The organism is Secundilactobacillus paracollinoides DSM 15502 = JCM 11969, assembly GCF_001311135.1.
In the GTDB taxonomy this organism is placed as follows: domain Bacteria; phylum Bacillota; class Bacilli; order Lactobacillales; family Lactobacillaceae; genus Secundilactobacillus; species Secundilactobacillus paracollinoides.
In genome coordinates this window covers 25,732-46,538 of sequence record NZ_BBAG01000011.1, presented here as the reverse complement: position 1 = coordinate 46,538, position 20,807 = coordinate 25,732, and the positions used below count along the sequence as shown (strand labels likewise).

Annotated in this window: 15 protein-coding genes and 3 pseudogenes; 12 read left to right on the top strand and 6 right to left on the bottom strand. The window is 48.8% G+C overall.

Features of this window, described 5'->3' with window-relative positions; all coding sequences use genetic code 11:
• Positions 1 to 170 precede the first annotated feature (170 nt).
• From JCM11969_RS05950 to JCM11969_RS05920, 7 genes and pseudogenes are all read left to right on the top strand, one after another.
• The gene (locus tag JCM11969_RS05950) at positions 171 to 1,484 is read left to right on the top strand and encodes an NCS2 family permease (RefSeq protein WP_054709386.1); all 1,314 of its coding nucleotides are present in this window, start codon (positions 171 to 173) and stop codon (positions 1,482 to 1,484) included.
• Between the two features lie 637 nt (positions 1,485 to 2,121).
• Entirely contained in the window at positions 2,122 to 3,318 is a 1,197-nt protein-coding gene (locus JCM11969_RS05945; protein ID WP_054709383.1) for an ABC transporter substrate-binding protein, read from the top strand.
• 873 nt (positions 3,319 to 4,191) lie between these two features.
• Positions 4,192 to 5,069, top strand: a pseudogene (locus tag JCM11969_RS05940) (branched-chain amino acid ABC transporter permease).
• Between the two features lie 6 nt (positions 5,070 to 5,075).
• Positions 5,076 to 6,035, top strand: coding sequence for a branched-chain amino acid ABC transporter permease (locus JCM11969_RS05935; RefSeq protein WP_054709379.1), 960 nt, complete (start codon positions 5,076 to 5,078; stop codon positions 6,033 to 6,035).
• Positions 6,032 to 6,810 (top strand): annotated as a pseudogene (locus JCM11969_RS05930) (ABC transporter ATP-binding protein). Before JCM11969_RS05935 ends, JCM11969_RS05930 begins: the two are co-directional and overlap by 4 nt.
• A 2-nt stretch (positions 6,811 to 6,812) precedes the next feature.
• Positions 6,813 to 7,523 (top strand): ABC transporter ATP-binding protein, encoded by a 711-nt coding sequence (locus JCM11969_RS05925; protein ID WP_054709375.1) that lies wholly within the window; start codon positions 6,813 to 6,815, stop codon positions 7,521 to 7,523.
• Positions 7,524 to 7,526: 3 nt separating this feature from the next.
• Positions 7,527 to 8,180: a CBS domain-containing protein gene (locus JCM11969_RS05920; RefSeq protein WP_054709372.1), complete on the top strand. Its 654-nt coding sequence runs from the start codon at positions 7,527 to 7,529 to the stop codon at positions 8,178 to 8,180.
• Positions 8,181 to 9,127: 947 nt separating this feature from the next.
• Here the strand turns inward: JCM11969_RS05920 and cls are convergent.
• A complete protein-coding gene (gene cls / locus JCM11969_RS05915; protein ID WP_054709370.1) occupies positions 9,128 to 10,582 on the bottom strand; it encodes a cardiolipin synthase in 1,455 nt (484 codons plus the stop codon).
• A gap of 96 nt (positions 10,583 to 10,678) precedes the next feature.
• Here cls and JCM11969_RS18190 point away from each other — a divergent pair, with 96 nt between their 5' ends.
• Complete coding sequence (locus tag JCM11969_RS18190) at positions 10,679 to 10,828, top strand: hypothetical protein (RefSeq protein ID WP_169790388.1); 150 nt, start codon at positions 10,679 to 10,681, stop codon at positions 10,826 to 10,828.
• A 382-nt stretch (positions 10,829 to 11,210) separates the two neighbouring features.
• Here the strand turns inward: JCM11969_RS18190 and JCM11969_RS05910 are convergent, their stop codons facing one another.
• From JCM11969_RS05910 to JCM11969_RS05900, 3 genes are all read right to left on the bottom strand, one after another.
• A complete protein-coding gene (locus tag JCM11969_RS05910; RefSeq protein WP_054709367.1) occupies positions 11,211 to 11,864 on the bottom strand; it encodes an NAD(P)H-binding protein in 654 nt (217 codons plus the stop codon).
• Between the two features lie 135 nt (positions 11,865 to 11,999).
• On the bottom strand, positions 12,000 to 13,106 hold the full coding sequence (locus JCM11969_RS05905; protein ID WP_054709365.1) for a hypothetical protein: 1,107 nt from the start codon (positions 13,104 to 13,106) through the stop codon (positions 12,000 to 12,002).
• Positions 13,107 to 13,743: 637 nt separating this feature from the next.
• The gene (locus JCM11969_RS05900) at positions 13,744 to 14,592 is read right to left on the bottom strand and encodes a DNA/RNA non-specific endonuclease (protein WP_054709363.1); all 849 of its coding nucleotides are present in this window, start codon (positions 14,590 to 14,592) and stop codon (positions 13,744 to 13,746) included.
• A 260-nt stretch (positions 14,593 to 14,852) separates the two neighbouring features.
• Here JCM11969_RS05900 and JCM11969_RS05895 point away from each other — a divergent pair, with 260 nt between their 5' ends.
• Entirely contained in the window at positions 14,853 to 15,416 is a 564-nt protein-coding gene (locus JCM11969_RS05895; protein ID WP_054709360.1) for a hypothetical protein, read from the top strand.
• Positions 15,417 to 15,874: 458 nt separating this feature from the next.
• Here the strand turns inward: JCM11969_RS05895 and JCM11969_RS05890 are convergent, their stop codons facing one another.
• Both JCM11969_RS05890 and JCM11969_RS20335 read right to left on the bottom strand, forming a co-directional pair.
• On the bottom strand, positions 15,875 to 16,987 hold the full coding sequence (locus JCM11969_RS05890) for a polysaccharide biosynthesis C-terminal domain-containing protein (protein ID WP_369523201.1): 1,113 nt from the start codon (positions 16,985 to 16,987) through the stop codon (positions 15,875 to 15,877).
• The gene (locus JCM11969_RS20335; protein WP_369523200.1) at positions 16,957 to 17,385 is read right to left on the bottom strand and encodes an oligosaccharide flippase family protein; all 429 of its coding nucleotides are present in this window, start codon (positions 17,383 to 17,385) and stop codon (positions 16,957 to 16,959) included. Before JCM11969_RS20335 ends, JCM11969_RS05890 begins: the two co-directional genes overlap by 31 nt.
• Positions 17,386 to 17,984: 599 nt before the next feature.
• Between JCM11969_RS20335 and JCM11969_RS05885 the strand changes: the two genes are divergently transcribed.
• The 3 genes and pseudogenes from JCM11969_RS05885 (at position 17,985) to JCM11969_RS05875 (ending at position 20,683) form a co-directional block, all read left to right on the top strand.
• Positions 17,985 to 18,818 (top strand): phage integrase N-terminal SAM-like domain-containing protein, encoded by an 834-nt coding sequence (locus JCM11969_RS05885; RefSeq protein WP_054709356.1) that lies wholly within the window; start codon positions 17,985 to 17,987, stop codon positions 18,816 to 18,818.
• 26 nt (positions 18,819 to 18,844) lie between these two features.
• A pseudogene (locus JCM11969_RS20095) lies at positions 18,845 to 19,983 on the top strand (NADH-dependent flavin oxidoreductase).
• A 385-nt stretch (positions 19,984 to 20,368) separates the two neighbouring features.
• The gene (locus JCM11969_RS05875) at positions 20,369 to 20,683 is read left to right on the top strand and encodes a hypothetical protein (protein WP_054709353.1); all 315 of its coding nucleotides are present in this window, start codon (positions 20,369 to 20,371) and stop codon (positions 20,681 to 20,683) included.
• Positions 20,684 to 20,807: the final 124 nt, after the last annotated feature.

The following is a 20,807-nucleotide window of genomic DNA, read 5'->3' as shown; positions in this document are numbered from 1 at the left end:
GTTGACCAGTGATAACAGGCCGTTCATGAAATTCTCATTATTGTCAAAACTGGATTTTTAAACATTCGGCTATTGAAACGTAAATAAATAAATGTTACTATTAAAAATGGTTTTTAAAAGTAAAACACGAACATTATTTGAAATTATTACTTATTTAAGGGGTTTTATTTATGGGTCAGAGAATTGCGTCATATTTTCAGTTTGAAGAATTAGGGACCAACTACAAGAAAGAATTTTTAGCGGGATTAACGACCTTCATTTCCATGGTCTACATTTTGTTCGTCAACCCGAACGTTCTGAGTGTCTCCGGGATGGACAAGGGTGCGGTCTTTACGGCGACCGCGTTAGCCAGTGCGTTTGGCTGTTTCTTAATGGGCATCATCGCCCGTTACCCAATTGCCATTTCAGCGAGTCTTGGGATCAACGCCTTCTTCTCATACACCGTTGTATTGGGCATGAAGGTGCCGTGGCAGACTGCCTTAGCCGGCGTGTTTGTCGCTTCGATCTTGTTCATGATCCTGACCGCATTTAAGATTCGTGAAATGGTCGTTGATGCCATTCCGCGTGACCTTAAAATGGCGATTAGCGCCGGGATCGGCCTGTTCATTGCCTTCATCGGGTTAAGTGACGGGGGTCTGATCGTGTCCAACAAATCAACCATGGTTGCACTTGGGTCACTGCATGTCGGCAGCACATGGTTGACCATTATCGGATTACTGTTAACGATCGTGTTAATGAGTGCACGAGTCCCCGGTGCCATCTTTATCGGGATGGTCATCAACGTGATCGTTGGGCTTTCTCTTGGGTTGATCAAAGCACCGTCCTCATGGATTGCTGGTGTCCCAAGCCTTAAGCCAACGTTCGGGGTTGCCCTCTCACATATTGGCAGTATCAACACGCTGCAATTAGCCGTGGTCGTTTTGACCTTCCTGCTCGTGACGTTCTTTGATACAACTGGGACCTTGGTTGGTTTGGCTGAACAAGCCGGCTTCGTTAAGGACAACAAGATTCCTCGAATCGGCCGCGCACTGTCCGCCGATTCCACCACAATGGTCGTTGGTTCCATTTTAGGGACTTCACCGATGGGGGCCTTCGTTGAATCATCAGCCGGGATCGCCGTTGGTGGTCGTTCTGGGTTCACCGCTGTGGTTGTCGGCGTTCTCTTCCTCCTGGGATCATTCCTGTCACCACTGCTGACAGTCATCACTGACCAAGTGACCGCCCCAGCCCTGATTATTGTCGGGACCCTGATGGCGCAGTCATTGACTAAGGTTCACTGGGACAAGTTTGAAATTGCCGCCCCAGCCTTCCTGATCTTAGTTGGGATGCCATTAACTTACAGTATCTCAGACGGGATCGCCCTTGGGTTTATCACCTACCCATTATCAATGATTGCCGCCAAACGCGGTAAGGAAGTCAGCCCAATTATGTACGGGCTTGCCGTTGTCTTCGTCATCTTCCTCTGGATCTTGCAGGCAAGCTAACCCTTACACCTCTTATAGACGACATTAAAACAACAATTGTTTTTTATTACTGGAAAAGATCGAGAAATTCTCGGTCTTTTTTTGTGCGGTGTTAAATTGAATAAACACAAAACGCCCACATTAAAATAGCTTGTTGTTGCATTAAAATCAAAAAAGATTGTACGTATTACTCCTAGTGATATATCAACGTTTGTAAGCCTATTCGTCATTGAATATTAAAATAAAATTAAAAAAGTTGTTGACGGGTTAAAATTTCTCAGCTATACTGACGTCATTCAATCAAGCAAACAATTCTGACAAGGAGGTTACCACCATGAAAAACACAACGTTCACACATGCAACTCAAGTAACCTCTGTTCGCCAGAATTTAGTCTTATTATTAAAAACTAAGGACGCAACTTTGAACTAGCGTTTAGTCGCCACGGCCACTAAACCATTTCAAATAAGTTGAGCCCTATTTTCTTCGTTTTTAATGATGAGGGCTTGCTTCATAACTTCGACTTTACCCCTCATTCATTTACTGGATGAGGGATTTTTATTGCTCGAAACAAAGGAGGGACGTCACGAGCAACTCACTTTTTGGGATTAGGGATACATAGGCACCACACGAAAAAAATTTGGAAAGTAGGAATTCAATATGAAGAAGAACACATTTAAGAAAATGGCAGGAATTGCCGCAATTGTTATGTCAGCTGGGATCTTTGCAGGATGCAGCACTGCAACGACCAAGTCGGAGGGCAATACCGCTACTGGTAACACCATTAAAATTGGGGTCAACATGGAACTTTCAGGCGCCGCAGCCGGCTATGGCCAACAACAAAAACAAGGGATTCAATTGGCCGTGAGTCAGATCAACAAAGACGGCGGCGTCAAAGTGAATGGTAAGAAGAAAAAGATCAAGCTGGTCATCCGCGATAACAAGACCGCAACCAGCACCAGTGCTTCCGTTGCCGCTCAGTTGGTCAACAACGACAAGGTCAGCGCCATCGTCGGACCAGCCACGACCAACGCCGGTACTGCCGAAATTCCAACGATCACCAAAGCTGAAGTCCCTAGTGTGAGTCCTTCAGCCACCGACCCCGATTACACGTTGAAGAAGAACGGCAAAGTACAACCATACGTCTTCCGGGCTTGTTACCAAAACAACTTCCAAGGGTCAACCGCAGCGAAATTTACATATAACACACTCAAGGCTAAGAACGTCGCCATCCTGACCGACAATTCAAGTGACTACGGTACTGGATTGACGAAGGCCTTCAAGAAAACATTCAAGGGCAATGTCGTTTCAAGTCAGACCTTCCAAGAAGGCGACAAGGACTTCAACGCTATCTTGACCGCGATTAAGAACAAAAAGATCGACGCCATCTACGCACCCGGCTACTACTCAGAAATCGGCTTGATCATCAAGCAAGCTCGTCAAATGGGCATCAACGTTCCAATCGTCGGTAGTGATGGTATGGCTGATCCTAAATTGGCCCAAATCGCTGGTGACAAGAACGCTTCTAAGGTTTACTACACCACCCCATTCTCAACCACTGTTGCTGAAAAGTCGAAGACCGCTAAGCAATTCATGGCTGCCTACAAGGCACGTTATCACGCTGAAGCCCCAACCTTCTCAGCATTGGCATATGACTCTGTTTATATGATCAAGGACGCTATCCAAAAGGAAAACTCCACTAACTCCGTTAAGATCGCTAAGGGCTTGGCTAAGACCAAGAACTTCGACGGCGTTACCGGGACCATCACCGTTGACAAGAAGCACGATGCCAACAAACCAATTGCCGTTGAACAACTTACTGATGGCAAGGTTAGCGCTTCTACTGAAGTTAAGTAATCTCTAACTGTTGAAATCATTCCTGTCTTTGGTGGGGATGATTTTCGCATATTGGGTTTGATGGATAGATGAGTTGAATCCGGCCGTTGCATTCTGCAATTTGGCACTCCGCCGTTGTGGCTCGCGATGAAGCTAACTCGATTTCCGCTGCGCGGCTCTCGAGTGGATCTTCATCGTCTCGCACATCAGTAACCGACCCAAGTACGGTCGCTAACTGATGTCGACACCACGGTTCCGTGCCAAATTGCGCCATTCCACTTACATTGCTGAAATGAATGACTGTTGGTTAAGCATCACATGTGTATTAACCCTAGTTTGCGGATTATCCGCTCTCGACTGCTTGTTACACCATGTTAGATAACCTTTGGATGTAACCGCATGTTGATCGTCTTTCACCGTTATTTCAGGCTTAATGTTCGACTTTATCGCTGTAATCGTCTCCTTATTTGGCAACTTTTACAGCCACTATCAGTGGAACGCAGTGACAGTTAGCTCGATATCATCCACAACTTTACCCATTTATTTATTGTTTAACTTCTTGTCACGGCTCTTTGCTTTTACCTAGCCGAAACGTGCTGCAGGAAGCAGAGGGCTCCTGTATAAGCAACTCTGACAGAAATGCCAGAATCGGGCATTTCTGTCAGAGTTACTTATACTCCGCCCTCTAACCGCTTCCTTCCGCACTCTATTTTAACTTTCGCCGAATTTCAGATAATGGCTCTTTACTTTTATCTAGCTGAAACGTGCTGCAGAAAACTGAGGCTCCTGCCTAAACGACCTCTGGCAAAAATGCCAAGTTCGGGCATTTCTGCCAGAGGTCGCTTAGGCTCCGCCCTCAACCCGTTTTCTTCCGCACTCTCTGGAGGAATAAATGTGCAAACACTAATACAACAACTCATAAACGGCCTTTCGCTTGGCAGCATTTACGCACTGCTGGCGCTTGGCTACACCATGGTGTATGGGATCATTAAGCTGATCAACTTCGCGCATGGTGACATCTACATGCTTGGGGCCTTTTGGGGCTACTACGTGATCAATTACTGGCACTTTAACTTTATCTTCGCGCTGTTGTCAGCCATGCTGGTCTGTGCCGTCAGTGGTGTGATCATTGAATATTTGGCTTACCGGCCACTGCGGCACTCACCGCGGATCGCCGCTTTGATCACTGCCATTGGGGTCTCGTACTTCCTTGAAAACGGGATGTCCTACCTCTATGGCTCAAGTACTCGGAGTTTTCCGCAGATTATTAAACAAGTGAACTACCACATTGGTGGCGTTCAAATTTCAAACATTCAAATTTTGATTCTCTCACCGCCTGCCTGTTGATGATCCTGCTCCAACTGATCATCAAACGCACAAAGATGGGCCGGGCCATGCGCGCTGTGTCGGTTGATTCAGACGCGGCTGAGCTGGTCGGGATCAATATTAACCGCACCATTTCGTTTACCTTTGCCTTAGGGTCTTCAATGGCCGGGGCTGCTGGAGTGCTCATCGGACTGTACTACAACTCGATCGACCCGTTGATGGGGATGACGCCTGGGATCAAAGCCTTCGTTGCCGCCGTTGTTGGTGGGATCGGCTCCGTGCCCGGTGCCTCACTGGGCGGGTTCCTGATTGGCCTGCTCGAAACGGGCGTTCAGGCGATCGGCCTTTCCGCTTACAAGGATGCGGCCGTGTACCTCGTGCTGATCATCATCTTGTTGATCCTGCCATCCGGGATCTTCGGTAAGAATACGAAAGAGAAGGTGTGATCACATATGAGAGCAAATTTCAAATACAATCTGTGTTGGCTGATCGTGATGATTGCGGGGTTTTACCTCATTAACACCCTCATTCTCGTGGGCGTGATCAACGCGTTTATCGAAAACATGCTGGTGACGATCGGCATTAACATCATCCTGGCAGTTGGGTTGAACCTGGTGATCGGGTTCGCGGGACAGTTCTCGCTGGGCCACGCTGGGTTTATGGCAGTCGGCGCCTACGCGACAGCTATCATTACGTCGGACCATGCAAACGCTGCTGGCTTTTGGACCTCCATTGTGGTCGGTATCATCATCGCCATCGTGGCCGCCTTGATCGTTGGGATCCCAACGTTGCGGTTGCGGGGCGACTATCTGGCCATTGCGACGATGGGCGCAGCCGAGATCATTCGGATCATCATCAATAACCTCAAAATTACCAACGGTGCTGCCGGGATGTTCAACATTCCGCAATTTGCGACCTGGCCAGTGGTGTACATCATGGTCTGCGTCACCTCAATTCTTATCGTGAACTTCATTCACAGTCGTGGTGGCCGGGCTGCCATGGCCGTGCGTGAAGATGAGATTGCCACTGAATCTGTGGGGATCAACACCACCAAGTGGAAACTAGCCGCCTTCGTCTTTGGCGCCGCTACCGCTGCCATCGCTGGTTCACTTCAAGCCTCTTACGTACAAACCATCGCGCCAACGAACTACAACATCATGGAATCCATTGCCATCCTGATCATCGTCGTCCTTGGTGGGACCGGCTCGATCACCGGCAGCTTCGTCGCCGCCTTCGTTTTGGGCGTGCTGGATACCGTTTTACAAGATTTTGGTACCCTGCGCATGGTCATTTACGCCGTCGTCCTTGTTGTGATGATGGTCTTCAAGCCATCCGGCCTGCTGGGCACTTGGGAATTCTCATTTAAACGACTCTTTAGCCGTCGCAAACCAAAGGGGGAAACGCAAGCATGAGCACAATTCTAAAAGTTGACGACCTCGTCAAAAACTTTGGCGGGTTGGCCGCCGTGTCCAACGTTTCCATGCAGTTAAACGACGACGAACTCGTCGCCCTCATTGGCCCAAACGGTGCGGGGAAAACCACCGTGTTTAACCTGCTGACCGGCGTGATCGTCCCAATTTCGGGCGCCATCACGTTTAACGGGCCAAATGGGACGGTACCGATCAACGGCATGAAGCCGTACAAAGTCGCTGATCTTGGTCTTACACGGACGTTCCAAAACATCCGTCTGTTCAAGAATCTCAGCGTCATTGACAACGTGCTGATTGCCATGACCAGCCACTACAAGGAAGGCTTCATTCAATCTGTTTTCCGGCTGCAACCTACTACAAGACCGAGGCGCGCATTCGCCAAGAAGCCATTGACCTGCTGAAGATTTTTGACCTGCAGGACGACATCGACGTCCTCGCCAAGAATCTACCTTACGGGATCCAGCGCCGACTCGAAATCGTCCGCGGTCTCGCGATGAAACCAAAAATTCTGTTTTTGGACGAACCAGCAGCCGGGATGAATCCCGAAGAAACAGCTGATCTCACGCGCTTGATTCGCCAGATCCAACGTGAATTTCACATCACGGTCCTGCTGATCGAACACGACATGTCACTGGTCATGAATTTGGCCGAACGCATCTACGTGCTCGACCACGGCTCCCTGCTTGCTGAGGGCACCCCAGATGAAATTCAACAAAACGACGCCGTTATCAAGGCGTACTTGGGAGAGGAGGCCTAGAAATGGCCATGCTTACAGTCGACAACCTTGCCGTTAATTACGGTGTCATCACCGCCGTCAAGGGCGTCAGTTTCGAAATTAACGAGGGCGAAATCGTTTCCCTGATTGGGGCAAACGGTGCCGGAAAAACGACGATTCTCAAGACCATTTCTGGTCTGTTGAAACCCGTCAGCGGCACGATCACCTATGAAGGTAACCAAATTCAAAAACAAAAAGCACCTAAAATCGTGGCTCAGGGCATCTCACAAGTTCCCGAAGGCCGCCATATTTTCCCCGGGTTGACCGTCAAAGAAAACCTGCAGATGGGTGCCTTTCTCCAGTCTAACCGCCAACAGATCAGTGACACGTTTGACGAGATCTACAAGCGGTTCCCCATTTTAAAGCAACGGGAGAATCAGGATGCCGCCACCCTCTCCGGTGGCGAGCAGCAGATGCTGGCCATGGGTCGGGCGCTGATGTCCAAGCCCAAACTCATTTTGCTGGACGAGCCTTCCATGGGACTCGCGCCCATCTTCATCAATGAAATTTTCGACATCGTGAAGGCGATCCAGGAACAGGGCACCACGGTGCTGCTGATCGAACAAAACGCCAAAAAGGCCCTCTCCATCGCGGACCGCGGCTACGTGCTGGCATCCGGCGAGGTCAAGTTAACCGGGACTGGCCAGGAACTGCTGGCGAACACCGACGTCCAGAAAGCATATCTAGGGGGTTAAACAATGAGTGTTGCAGATTATATGACAAAAAAGGTGATCACCATCTCACCGGATACTAAGATCAACGTGGCAATTAATACCATGAAAGACAACGCCATCCATCGGTTACCCGTAATCGACGGCAATCAGTTAGTCGGTCTCGTGACGGAATCGTCCATCTCAGAAGCTTCGCCATCCAAGGCCACCAGTTTGTCGATCTATGAGGTCAACTACCTCTTCAACAAGATGACGGTCGGCGAGGTGATGATCAAAGACGTCAAGACGGTCCCACAAACGGCACAGCTGGAAGACGCGATTTACCAGATGCGGCAAAATAACATTGGCGTCTTACCCGTCATGGACGGCGCTGACGTTGTCGGCATCATCACCAGCAACGACATTTTAAACGCCTTTTTGGACATCACCGACTACTACAAGGAGGCCACGGTCGTTCAGATCTTCATCGATAACGACCGCACCGGCGTCATTGGCGAGATCGGCACGTTAATGGCCGACAACCACTTCAATATCCAAACGCTGATGGTCACTCGTAATTTAGGTGAGATCATGATAGAAATGCACGTCGACCGCGCCGACCGCGATGCCGTTAAGGCGGCGTTGACCGAGGCCGGGTTCGAGGTTCGGTTCGTGATCGATCAGCCGGAGCATCAAGCGTAGTTTGTGGTCATTCAGCTGATATGACGTTTCATCTCAATCGCTTCCCATTGCTGGCACCTATTTCGAATGCCAAACAGCGAAATGGCTTTAGCCCCTGTTGCTTACTGTCCATTCACACCTGTTGCCTAGTCATCGCAGAGTTCGCTCTGTTAGGCTAACAGCTGGGGCATTACCAACCGGAGATGTCGGCAATGTGCTGCGCGTCATCAAGTACGAGACACTTCATCTCGCCGGCATCGCAGTGATGACCCGCGATGCGCTAATTTCTACTACACACCCAAAAAGCACCGGCACAACTGCCTCCACAGTTTTGTCGGTGCTTTTTTGACGATTCAGTTATAAATTCAAGTGGCGTTGCGTCCCTATTTTTGATCTGGCACACTAACCTTTGACCAGTCGATCTGTCGGTCTTTAAAGTAGTAGGCACGGTCATGGTCGTTCACTTCACGCATCACGTGCGCTGGGTTGCCAACTGCCACACTCTACAAAAAAACCACTCCCACAAACTACCTGGGGAGCGGCTCTGGAACTTATATCCGAATGCACTTAACGCATGCATCCGTTGTACCTTGCAGAAGGTTATCGACCAATTCCTAGATGAATCTAATCTTGGAGCTTAATCTATGCGGTTTCGTCTGGTTATGCCAGAAGGTTTTTCAGCGGGCACTCATCGTTCTTAGCCACCCGACTCCTCGATCATTCTGCTGGTCATAACGTCACTGAGTACTTCCCATGACTTCCTACACACGACCCGCATGGTCTAGTATCGCCAAACAGCGGGCCACGTTGCTTCTCAGCAACGGTACTTCTCACGTTTCGATGCTTCTTGGAACAATTGTTAAACTGGTACAAGCTACATGTGACGTGGTGCCGTGTTACATTGGTCTTATCTAACCTTCCATGGATGTTATACCTGAAAATGTAACCGTTTACAAGCGATTAGCTCATCACAAAATTGGGGATAATAACCGGGAAAAACTTTGCTTGAAACGCAGGTAAAACGACTGATCTGCGAACATCTTGGCGGTAATCAACTCGCTTTGGCGAATGTCTTCTTCGTAAATGTCGGCCAACTGTTTTGCCAGCTTCTCATCATACAGGAAGGCGTTGATCTCAAAATTGAGTTTGAAGCTCCGAAAGTCCATGTTCGCTGACCCAACGGACGCTAAGTTGTCATCGACCACCATGGTTTTCGCATGCAGGAACCCATTTTGATAAAAGTAGATCTTGACCCCGATTTTCGCCAACTCATGGGCATAATACTGGGTTGCCCGGTAAACAAAGGCGTGATCCGGCATGTGCGGCACCATGACCCGAACGTCTACACCCGCCATGACAGCGATCCGCAGGGAATCCATCACACTATCATCGGGAATTAAATATGGGCTTTGGATCCAGACCCGTTTCTTCGCCGACTGGATCAAACGAATATAACCCATTTTGATCTGCTGCAGGTCGGAATCTGGCCCACTTGTCACGATCTGGAGGTTGCTATCACCCTTTACGTGGGTCAGTGGGAAGTACTTTGAATCTACGTGGTCAGTTGGCAAATGCGCTGACCGTGCCGTCACGTTCCAATCAAGTGTGAACTGGCTTTGGAGGCCAAACACGCCTGAGCCAGTAATGCGCAAATGAGTATCCCGCCAATTACCAAATTTTTCCTTCCAACCGAGATACTGGTCGCCGATGTTAAAGCCACCAACGTACCCGACTTTCCCATCAACCACCACGATTTTTCGGTGATCACGGAAGTTCAGTCGAAAATCAGTAAAGAGTGATCTGGCAAGAAACGGTTCAGCATAGCCACCGGCATCCAGTAACGGCTTAAAGAAGCGCCGGTAAGTCCCTAATGACCCAAACGGATCATAGATGACCCGCACTTCGACACCAGCCTTCGCCTTTTTCACCAGTTGATCCAGGATATGATTACCGATCTTGTCGTTATAGAACGTGTAAAATTCGACGTGAATACTAGACTTCGCACTTGCCATGTCCTCAACCATGTCATGAAATAACTGGTTGCCATCCGTAAAGATCTTCACGCGGTTCTTTCGCGCAAGGAAAGCCCGGTTCGTGGTCATGAACATGCGGACCATTGACTTCATCGAATCGGAAACGCGGTCAGCGGGCAGACTTTCGTTTCCCAAAAATTCTCGCTGGCGCTTCAGTAACTCATCCAACTGCATCGTCACGTTGGATTTAACCTTGTACATCTTGTTTCGCGGCAGTTGCCGGCCCAAAAACGCGTACAGGATGAACCCAACAATTGGCAGAAATAGCAACACCAATAGCCAAGCCCAGATGGCAGCGATATCTCTTCGCTGTCTAAATACGGTAATTATTGCTAAAATAACGTTAATGAAATAGATTATTTCAAAAATCATCGCCCAAGAAATCGACATGTGACGCCCCCTTATATCCTTATACGGGAAATTATATCGTTTTAAAGGCTGATTTTCAAAACACGCGTTCAAAATGATATTAAAGGAGATCTTTAAATGCTGTCACAACTCATCACTGGCTTCTACCACTTTGGCATGTTCCACATGTTTCACATGATGTTTCGTGAAAATCCACTTATCGGTACCGCCGTCATCGTTGCCCTGATTCTTTGGCTTGTTTATCGGTATTTTAATAATCGCCGATAGTGCCACGTACCTGTCACGCCCGTTACTCTCCGTGAATTTGGCGGTCGGCGGGTATGGGTCGCTCCGAAGCTATTGAATTTCTTGTCAGAAATTCAAGGATCTCCTCCGGCTCCCGTATCAGTAAGCGGCCTGAGAAACGTCCGCAACCTGATACCGACGCACCAGCCGACCGCCAAATTCACTCCGAGCAACTCATATTATTGTGCTTATTTAAATAACTTAAGCATCAAAACAGAATTAGCCCTAGTTTGGCATTGAATCCGCGCTCGACAAGCGGTAATCCGCATATTATCTTAAGCCTGAAATATTCTAAATCGTCACCAGATTCCAACAAATCTCGCCAACACAGCCGTGTTCAGCGAGATTTTTTTGTTGAGTCGATTTAATTCACAACACTCGGTGCATCCTTCGTTTCAGGATCCGAGATGCCGATGACCTTGTTTGCGTACAATGTTGGGTCGGCAATCATCTTTAAAATGGCATCCGCCATACTCTTTCGTGAGCCGGAACCGCCCGCGAATTTTTCACCCTTTTCGGTGATGGTGTAGTTAATAGCATCGTGGTTATTTAACCAGGCGAACCGCATCGTCGTATAGGTGAGTCCCGACTGCTGTAACAGCTCTGATGCTTGCCGCATCGGTGCCAGAGCCCCACTGAGCGTACTTTGATTCCAAGCATGAAATTGAGGATTTGGCTCCTCAGCATAGATACCGATGGAACTGGCAGCCAAGACACGGTCCACATGTTGCGCCTTCATTGCTTGAATCACATTGGTTGTAATGGTGTTTTCTGAGTCGGTATCAACAGTCGCAATAAGTACCAGTTGCTGCCCCGCCATTGCTTGTTGAACCGCCTTTTCATCCGTTAAGTTACCTTCAACCAGCGTTACCCGTGGGTTATCTGCCAACTGCTGCAGACGCGAACGATCCCGCAGGAATAACGTCAATTCAATATCCTTAAATTGATCTTCCGTCAGAATCCGGTTTTCAACAAATTTCGCAATTTGGCCATTTGCGCCAAGAATAAGTACCTTCATACCAACGCCTCCTAAATATCATGTTTGACTCATCACAAGTGTACCGTGTTATGCCGCTTTTAGGGTCGAGAATGCTTGATTATCGAAAATGAACGACATTTCACTAGTCAGTTGAGGGTAATCACCGTGTTCTCATCAATACCGGTGACTTGATTCCAGCACTTCCGGTTGGTGGTTACTCAGCAAGTACCCGTGGCCACTTTTATCGAAGGCCAATCCCTCTAGTTCCCGTTTTGGCGACAACGACGACCAGTTAAAATTACTGTTGGTCAGCGACCCGCGACCCTTCAACCGGCTGGCAGAAAAGCTGGCAATGGAGCCATCTGAAACCAGATAGAGCCGCTTTCGTACGGGGTTATAACCCATGGATTGAATCCGCGTCCCTGGAAAGTGTTTGATAATTTGATGGGTCAGGCGAAACGACACGTGTTTGGCACTGATTTTCCCCTTGTAGACGTAGCCACCAGCGCCAGGATTCGTCCAGAAATAGGCGTTACCAGACTTATCAAATGCGAGGTCGTGACCACCCGGCAAATGCATGCCACCTGAGGACAATTTAAACCGTACCATTCTATCCGGCCGCAGTGACTTAGGACTAATGTGCTGGATCTCACCGTACATACTCGTTGGCACGCGGGCGCTCTTTTCCTTATCGCGCCACATGTAAAGCGCACCGCTCTTGAAGTTGTACGCTAACGACTGACCGTGCCCCGTGGTAAACATGGGGCCGACTTTGATAGCCTTTTGAATTCTCTTTTGCAGCGCAGAATACTTGCCCTTATGTTTCACATACACTGACTGTAATAGTTTTGGCGAAGATCGAATACCCAGTTTATCCAGTGTATTCAGGTTATACCGCACAATTTGACCCTTATTTTTCAAATTCGTTGGACAATAGACGACGTACATCAGCCGCCCCTTTGAAATAGCGATCGACTGCGGATTTCCCCAGCGCGCCTTATTACGTCCGGGCGACGGCAAGAGATACTTGGTCGTAAATGAAACTTTAGTTCCCTTCGTTGATTTAATCGTATGCGTGCTGCCGCTGGCGTGCACGTAACTTTTAGGCACCTTCACAAAGTGCACCTTTTTATCATTGATCTTGCGCATCAAGTAGCGATGATAACCCACTAACCCCGATGATTTTTGATGCACGATCTTCCAACTTGCTGACGCTGACAATGGCAGCATAAACACCACCGCTGCAATGAACGCAACGAGGCCTGCCTTTCGATACTTCACACTTACATCCCCCTAAAACACGCTATTCTTCCAAAAGTAACATCTGAAATGATGTCACGCTTCTTATTTTCATCAATACTTCTATAATAGAACACTTTCAGAGCGTCTCAACATCAAACTTTTCTCGATTTTTGCATGATTGTGACTATTTTGTAATGATTGGCTTGAAAATTTCATTTCTTGATAGACGAAACTGCCGCTTCGTTGCGCCGGTCGGCCCTGCCGGCTCCACTACGCTACATAGTCGAAATAATTAACAGCTCAAAAGTTCGCACTAAAGTAGTATCTTTAAGCTGTAAATCGAGTATTACCACCAGACTTAGCACGGTATTATACATTGCTCTCACTGGAAGTATCAGCAGTCGAGGACGGATTCTCTTCAAACTTGGTTGAATGACATCGTGATTTTTAATCAGTAGTACGAAGCAAGCTCACAATGAGTGAAATACAGCAATTTGGCATGGAGCAATGTTGTCGACATCAGTTAGCGACCGTTCTGTGGTCGGTTACTGATGTGCGAGACGATGAAGATCCACTCGAGAGCTGCGCAGCAGAAATCGCGTTAGCTTCATCGCGAGCTACTATTGCGGAGTGCCAAATTGCGGAATGGAACGGGCCTAGACCTCCTGAAAAGGACCTACTTCGAATTCGAAACAGTCGAATAGCCGGTACTATAATCAATCGTAGCACCTGGTTGTATATTAAAAATGTAGATATTAAACCGTACCTGGTGGTCACCGATCGATTCACCCTGCATGTGGACGCCGCGGGCAACCAGTTCCTTGCCGCGAAAAATCGGTGTGACTTGGTAGCGCAGATAGTTGTGTGGGTGTTCCTTGAGATAACTGGCAACCTCGTCTTCATACTGCTCCATGTCGGGCGCATTCAACGACCGCGTGCCAGTCATTAAATTTTTCAGGTTGTTGTTCTTACCGGTCAGCTGATAGCCAATCAAATGACTGCGGTTATACAGCCAGTCCGTCTTGCCGTCATAGGTGATCCGCTTGTTGTGAAAACCCGTTGGATCCACGTACAGCGGTTCCCGTTCTGCGGTTGGCATTAGGGACTTGTTCAATAACGCATCCGCCCCAGTCACTCGGTTCAATGAATCCAACTGATGGTATTCCTGCCAGGCGCCCTTCGATGTGCTCAACTGTGCCTGCGTAAACGTGGGGACATTTTTGTTCACCTGCACGATCTGCTGATCGGTGTAGGTCAAATTGGCCAGTTCAGTGGTGCCCTTTGCCTTCGTGGTGCCGGTCCCAGTACTGGTACTCGTGTCGAGGCCACCGCTGCCGGTACTGTTGCTACCCGCGGTAAACGATTTGATGATCGACGACACTTGGCCCGTGATGGTCGACTGGCTGGCAGCCGTTTTCGAGCTTGAACTGTCGCCCGTTGTGGCCGCGATGCCGATGATAACGGCCACAAACAACACTAGATATGTGAAAAATGAATTATTGCGTCGGCGATACCGTTTTGGCATGCTGTGATTCCCCCTGTTTGGGTCGCGCCAGACCGCTGATCACCGTCACTTCCCTGACGATAGCCAGTAAATTGTCTGATAAAGATGAGCCACTTCATGGCTCATCGCGCGTTCCCGATTATTGTGCACCCCTTATTTTACTAGGAAACGTATGTTCGTGTAAAGGGGCAGTCGTTATATTAATTTAACCTTTTATTAAACGGCTGGTTATCTGCGTGTCACTTAGATATGCTATACTATCGGCAATGAGGTGATATAAAATGAAGAAGAAGCAGACAAAAGCCCTGCTTTACAGTCTTGTTGCAGTGATGGCGATCTTTTTAGCCGCCTGCGGTAAGCAAAGCCAATCAAAGAGCAACGAATCGGCCAGCTTCAAAAACGAGCCCACCACGTCACAAACATCTGACGTGAAGAGCACGGTCCTCAAGGGGGACGGTTTCTGGTACCTAGCTGGGTCCATTAACGGTAAGAGTAATTCAGGCATGGAAGCCATCGCGTTTGATTCAGATACCGGCAAAGCCACCATGTACAACGTTGACAAGTACTACATGTCTTACGGTAACGCGCAAAAGGCGAATGCGCTGAACAAGGAAGGCACGGTCAACTACAGCTTCAAGCAAAATGATAATAACCAAACCGTGATCAAGCTCTCCGGTAAGATGTCCGGTGTCCCATTTGATGAGACGCTGACCGTCAAGACGAAGACCCACGGGAAAAACAAGGATAAGACGCTCAACATCAGCGGCTACAAGGCCGTCCGTGACGTGGACGCTGACAAGACGAACATTGTGTTTGTCAGAGCTAGTGCGCCGAAGACTAAGTAAGAGTGTGGAAGAAGGCGGTTAAGGGGCGGAGCATAAGCAACTTTCGGCAGAAATGCCTGAACTTGGCATTTCTGCCGGAAGTTGCTTATGCAGTAGCCCCTTGCCTTCTGGAACACGTTTCGGCTAAAGGCTAATAGAAAGCCGCTGCCAGTAGTAATTTATAGCTTAAGAAATTCCATTTAGATTTTGTGCCAGAAGTTGCTCAAGTGCCACTCCTTGCCTTCTGGAACACGTTTCAGCTCTGTAAACAAAAAAAGTCTAGCAAAATTATGCTAGGCTTTTTATTTTTGCTTTTTTAACAATTCCAATCCAATATCGCCAAAATATCAGGCAACTTTCCCGGTATTTCCCAGGAAATAATCATTACCGATGCAGCATGCTCAGCCCAATGCGCTGCCCAAATACTTTCTCGGCAACACCAGTCGCGTTGGCCAGTACCACATAGACCGCCACGTAAATTAGCCTAATACAGCCGCCAGCAACAAGGCCAGTATCTTTGAGGCAACCGCCGTCAACAGGTGGCTTAACAGGAAGGTTGCGGCCAGCAGAATGACCGCGAAAATGAGGTTCAGCCGCACGATCGACCACAGTTCGCGTAAATGAAGGCGGTAGTACCGACAAATAAAGTGGAGCCCCATCAAAATGACGATGCCAAACGCAATTGTGGTGGCAATGATGGCGCCTAATCCCTGAAGCGCGTATACGAGCGGCCATTGAAGAAGAAGTTTAACACCCAGACCAACCAGCAACGTCACGGTGGCCAGCTTGCTCATCCGCAACGACTGCATCAGCGTTAACACGTCAATCCCAAGTCCTAAAACAAAACTTTGAATGACGTTGTAAACGAGATAGTGGGCACCAAGGTTATCGAAGTTGAAAAAGACACCATAGATTGGATAGGAGAGTGCACTGATCATGATAACCATCGGCAACAGCGTCACCAGCAACAGTTTCAGGTTATCCGTAATCAGTTTTTCAATCGATTTATAGCTCGTTTTAACCGACGATAATTTGCCGGAGATCAGTGGCAAGGACGACTCGGACACCGCCATGGCGAGGGAGATCACCACCGTCGTGATCTTATTCGGATTAGCGGAAAAAATCGTGTAAAGATACTGCGTGTAGCCCGCCGATAGGTGCAGGCTGCCGACCAGAATCTGTTTAAAGAACAATTGATCAACGAGCTGACAGAGCGTGATGCCAGACCCAACGATGACAAACGGAATCGACTCATAGCTGATCATGAGCAGCGTCTTACCTAGTTGGCTCACGGACGGTTTTTCAGTCGACGCGGCGACTGCCGGAGCCCCGCGCCGTTGCCGGATCAGGCGCACCAACAGGTAGCCGTAGCTAAACACCGCCCCAAAGAAGGCGGCAGCCACACTGACGTAGACCGCCTGGATATAGTTTTGGTGGAGCACCTCAATGATCAGATACGTGCCCGCCAAAATGACAATGACCCGCACCAACTGTTCCCACAGTTGTGACAGGCCGTACGGTTTCAGGTCGCCATTTCCTTGAAACCAGCCCCGCAACGCGCTCATGGATGGTAAAATGACAATAGCGGGCACCAGGCGCGAATCGCCAACGTTGCATCGCAGGTCGACTTGACCGGACTGCTGGCCGCCAGCAACGGCGCAAACGTGTACAGCAGAATCCCGCAGATGATACCGGACAGCAGCATGATCACAAACCCAGTCTGCGTCACCCGCTTGGCGCTCAGCGGTTTTCCCTGGCCATTGTAGTAGGCCACCCGCCGCGCGATGGCGGACGGGAAGCCTGCCGTTCCCAGCGAGATAAACAGCGCATACGGCGTGTAGGCACTGTTAAAAATTGCCTGCGCCGTCGTCTGATGACTCGGACTGCCCAACATCGCCAACCACGGGATTAGGTACACAATACCCAACACCCGCGAAAAGATACTCCCAAACGAGAGCCAAAACGACCCAGAAATTATTTTCGAATTCATACGCGCATCAACCAACCATCTTCCTTTAAGCTTTTCTTCTATATGTTATATTGCGTTTGGTTCGCTACTTTCGCTGCGTTGCGTAACTTTTTCCAGTTTGCAACGTTACGTTGCGTCACATTACTTATTTGTAATCATGGTTCTTATCAGCAAGTTACTGACATTGGTTCCAACTATATTGGCTGGCTAGCAGTCGAGTGCGAATAATCTACGAACTAGCCTTAACTGTCTTGTGATACTTAACAAGTATATGTGGCTAGCTCACAATCAGTGGAATGGAGCGGTTTGGCACGGAGTTGTGGTGTCGATGGCACTTAATGGGCGTGACTTTCGGCCATTTAGTGCCATGCGAGACGATGAAGATCCATTCGAGAGCTGCGCAGCAGAAATCGAATTAGCTTCATCGCGAGCCACCACAGCGGAGTGCCAAACCGCGCAATGCAACGAACGTCGAACGCAAACGCCGAGTTCTAAAACTACCATTATCAGCCTACAGGAACACTGCTGGCAACACAACACAGTAATCGTTTACAAAAATTATTCTTTACCCGTTGTATTTAATTACTTACTAGGTTAAAGTAAATAAAGGAGGCGTTTACATGGCGCAAGCAACCCAATATCCCTACCAGGACGTCTTCGAACCCTACCTGGAAAATGAAGGTTTGGCGCAACCGACGATCAATGAGTATCGGACGGTGCTGACCGATCTGTTTAGTTATATGAGTACGTTTAACACTGGCTATCAGCGTGATCATCGGGTAGCGGCGCTGTTTGACCGCGATGTTGAGCAGTATTTAGCGATGCTGATCAATGAGCGTCACGTGACGAATGGCACTTATAATAAGATGCTGTCACATATTAACATCTATTTCAAATACCTGTTTACCCACAATTTGATCTCGCAGTTTCCGACGCTGACCTTAAAAGGGAAGTCCAAGGAACAGCTTCGTGCACCGTCGACGAAGTGGCTGTACGCGTTGCCGGAGATCATGGGAAACGATCAGTTGTCATACTATACGCGACTGACGTTGTTGCTGACGAACCGCGGGTATACGGTGAAGGAAATGTTGACACCAGGATTTTACACCCAGTTTGATCCGAATTCCTTTAACGAATGGGAAACGACATTCTGGGCCGAATTCACCCGGTTCATCACCCCGATTCAGGCGCGCCAGCACAGCCAAGACCTGTTTTTAAAACAACGGTTCGACGGCGACCCGCACCTCACTGTGCCTGGTATGCATAAGTATTTGAAACCGGATGAAAAGGTGCTCGGCATTCCGCTGACGCCCACCAAGCTCTACCAGAGCATGGTTGTTAACTATTTTCTGACCCACGACAAGCTCACGGATCAGGAACTGGCCGCCGATCTGCGGCTCGACCCTCAATCCATTGCGTATTATCATCAATTAGCGGCTGCCGTGAAGGCTTAGGCGGTCGTTTTGAAAGGAAGATTTCAATGACCAACTATCAATTTTTAAAGCCCTACACCTTAAGAAACGGCGTCACTATCGCAAACCGAATCGCCATGTCACCCATGACCGAGCAGTCCAGTTTTGAGGATGGCACCATCACCAGTGACGAAACGGCCTACTACAACCTGCGTGCTGGCGGGGTCGGGATGCAGATCACCGGCTGCGCCAACGTCAACGATTTAGGCAAAGGTTTTGAAGGCGAACTCAGCGCCGCCCACGAAGACATGCTGCCAGGTCTGACAAAATTAGCAAACGCCATGAAGGTCGGCCACACCAAGGCCATTTTACAGATCTTCAGCGCTGGTCGCATGAGCAACTCCAAGATCCTTCGCGGCGAACAATCTGTTTCAGCCGGTAACGTTCAGGCTGACCGACCAGGTGCCGAACAGCCCCGTGCCCTTTCTACGGCTGAGGTCGAAGAAACCATCATGGACTTTGCCAAGGCCACTCAACTCGCCATCGATGCGGGTTTTGACGGCGTGGAACTCCACGGTGCCAACACTTACCTCATTCAGCAGTTCTTCAGCCACTGACCAACCAGCGTGACGACAAATTCGGCGGCTCATTGGAAAAGCGCATGACTTTCCCATTAGCCGTGGTCAAAATCTGCGCCCAGGTCATCGCCAAAGCCAACCGACCATTCATCCTGGGATATCGTTTATCCCCTGAAGAACGCGAAACACCAGGCATCCGCATGGCTGACACACTCGCCTTAGTGAAGGCGCTGAACCAGACCCCCATCGACTACCTGCACATCTCGCTGGCCGACGCCTGGGGCAGCTCCATTGTGGACGCCGACGACAAGCAACCCGTCTTCGAGAAAATCAAAGAAGTGCTCGCACCGGGCCTGCCATTGATGGTCGTCGGCCACCTCGCCAGTCCCGCTCAAGTCGAAAAATTGATCGGCGAAAACGTAGACTTCGCAGCGTTAGGCCGAGAACTGATCCGCGAACCACGATGGGTTCAAAAGGTCGAAGCCGGCGAAGAAGACAGCATCCGCTACACGTTCGCACTGAGCGATGTCGACGAGTTGAAGGTAACGAAACCATTGCTCAACTTCTTGCTGACAGTGTTCAAGTGCGGGTTCCCGTTGATTACTGATGAACAGCAGATAAGGCATTAGAGCGTGGAGGAAAACGGTTTGAGGGCGGAGCCTAAGCAACTCTGACAGAAATACCTGGGCTTGGTATTTTTGTCAGAGTTGCTTAGGCAGTAGCCCTCAGTTTTCCGAAACGCGTTTCCGCTCGAGGACAGAGAACCACAATCGCTTAATTCTAAACTTAACAGAGAACACCAAAACCGTCCTTTCTAGCATCCGTGCCGTAACGAGTTCCACAAAGCAAGGGGCGGCCATGTAAGGGACTCTGGCAAAAATGCCAAAAACGGACATTTCTGCCAGAGTCCCTTACATTCTGCCCCTTAACCGCTTTGTTCCACTCTCATTCACAATTAAATCGCTTTCATTCCCCAAAAAATAAGGTATGATAAAGAGAAAAGGAGTGATGGAAATGGCAAAAGAGATTACCGTTGATCTGTCAGACTTACAACGTATTGCTGACAAACACACTGAGATTATTAAAGAGTATCCCTGGTTAATTCCAGCAGGACTGGCATTGGAAATGATTCCACTTGCTCTATTTATTCACGGCCGAGCACAGAATGGCATTTACCGCAAGAAGTTGCAGATTGAACGCGAACGCACAAAGCAATTGATGCTGCAATCTCAAGGTCATCGCCACCACCACTACAAGCATAAGGGTGGCCACGGCCACCATGGTCCCGCAATCAAGCAGTTGGCTGACACCCGTTCAAAGAATTATTGACAGATTGTCTTCATATGACTAAAAAGCGACACATTTCTAAACCTAATAATTGGGATTAGAACATGTGGCGTTTTTTAGTCTCATCTTTATCTCTTTATCTCTACCCATTTCATATGTTTCACGT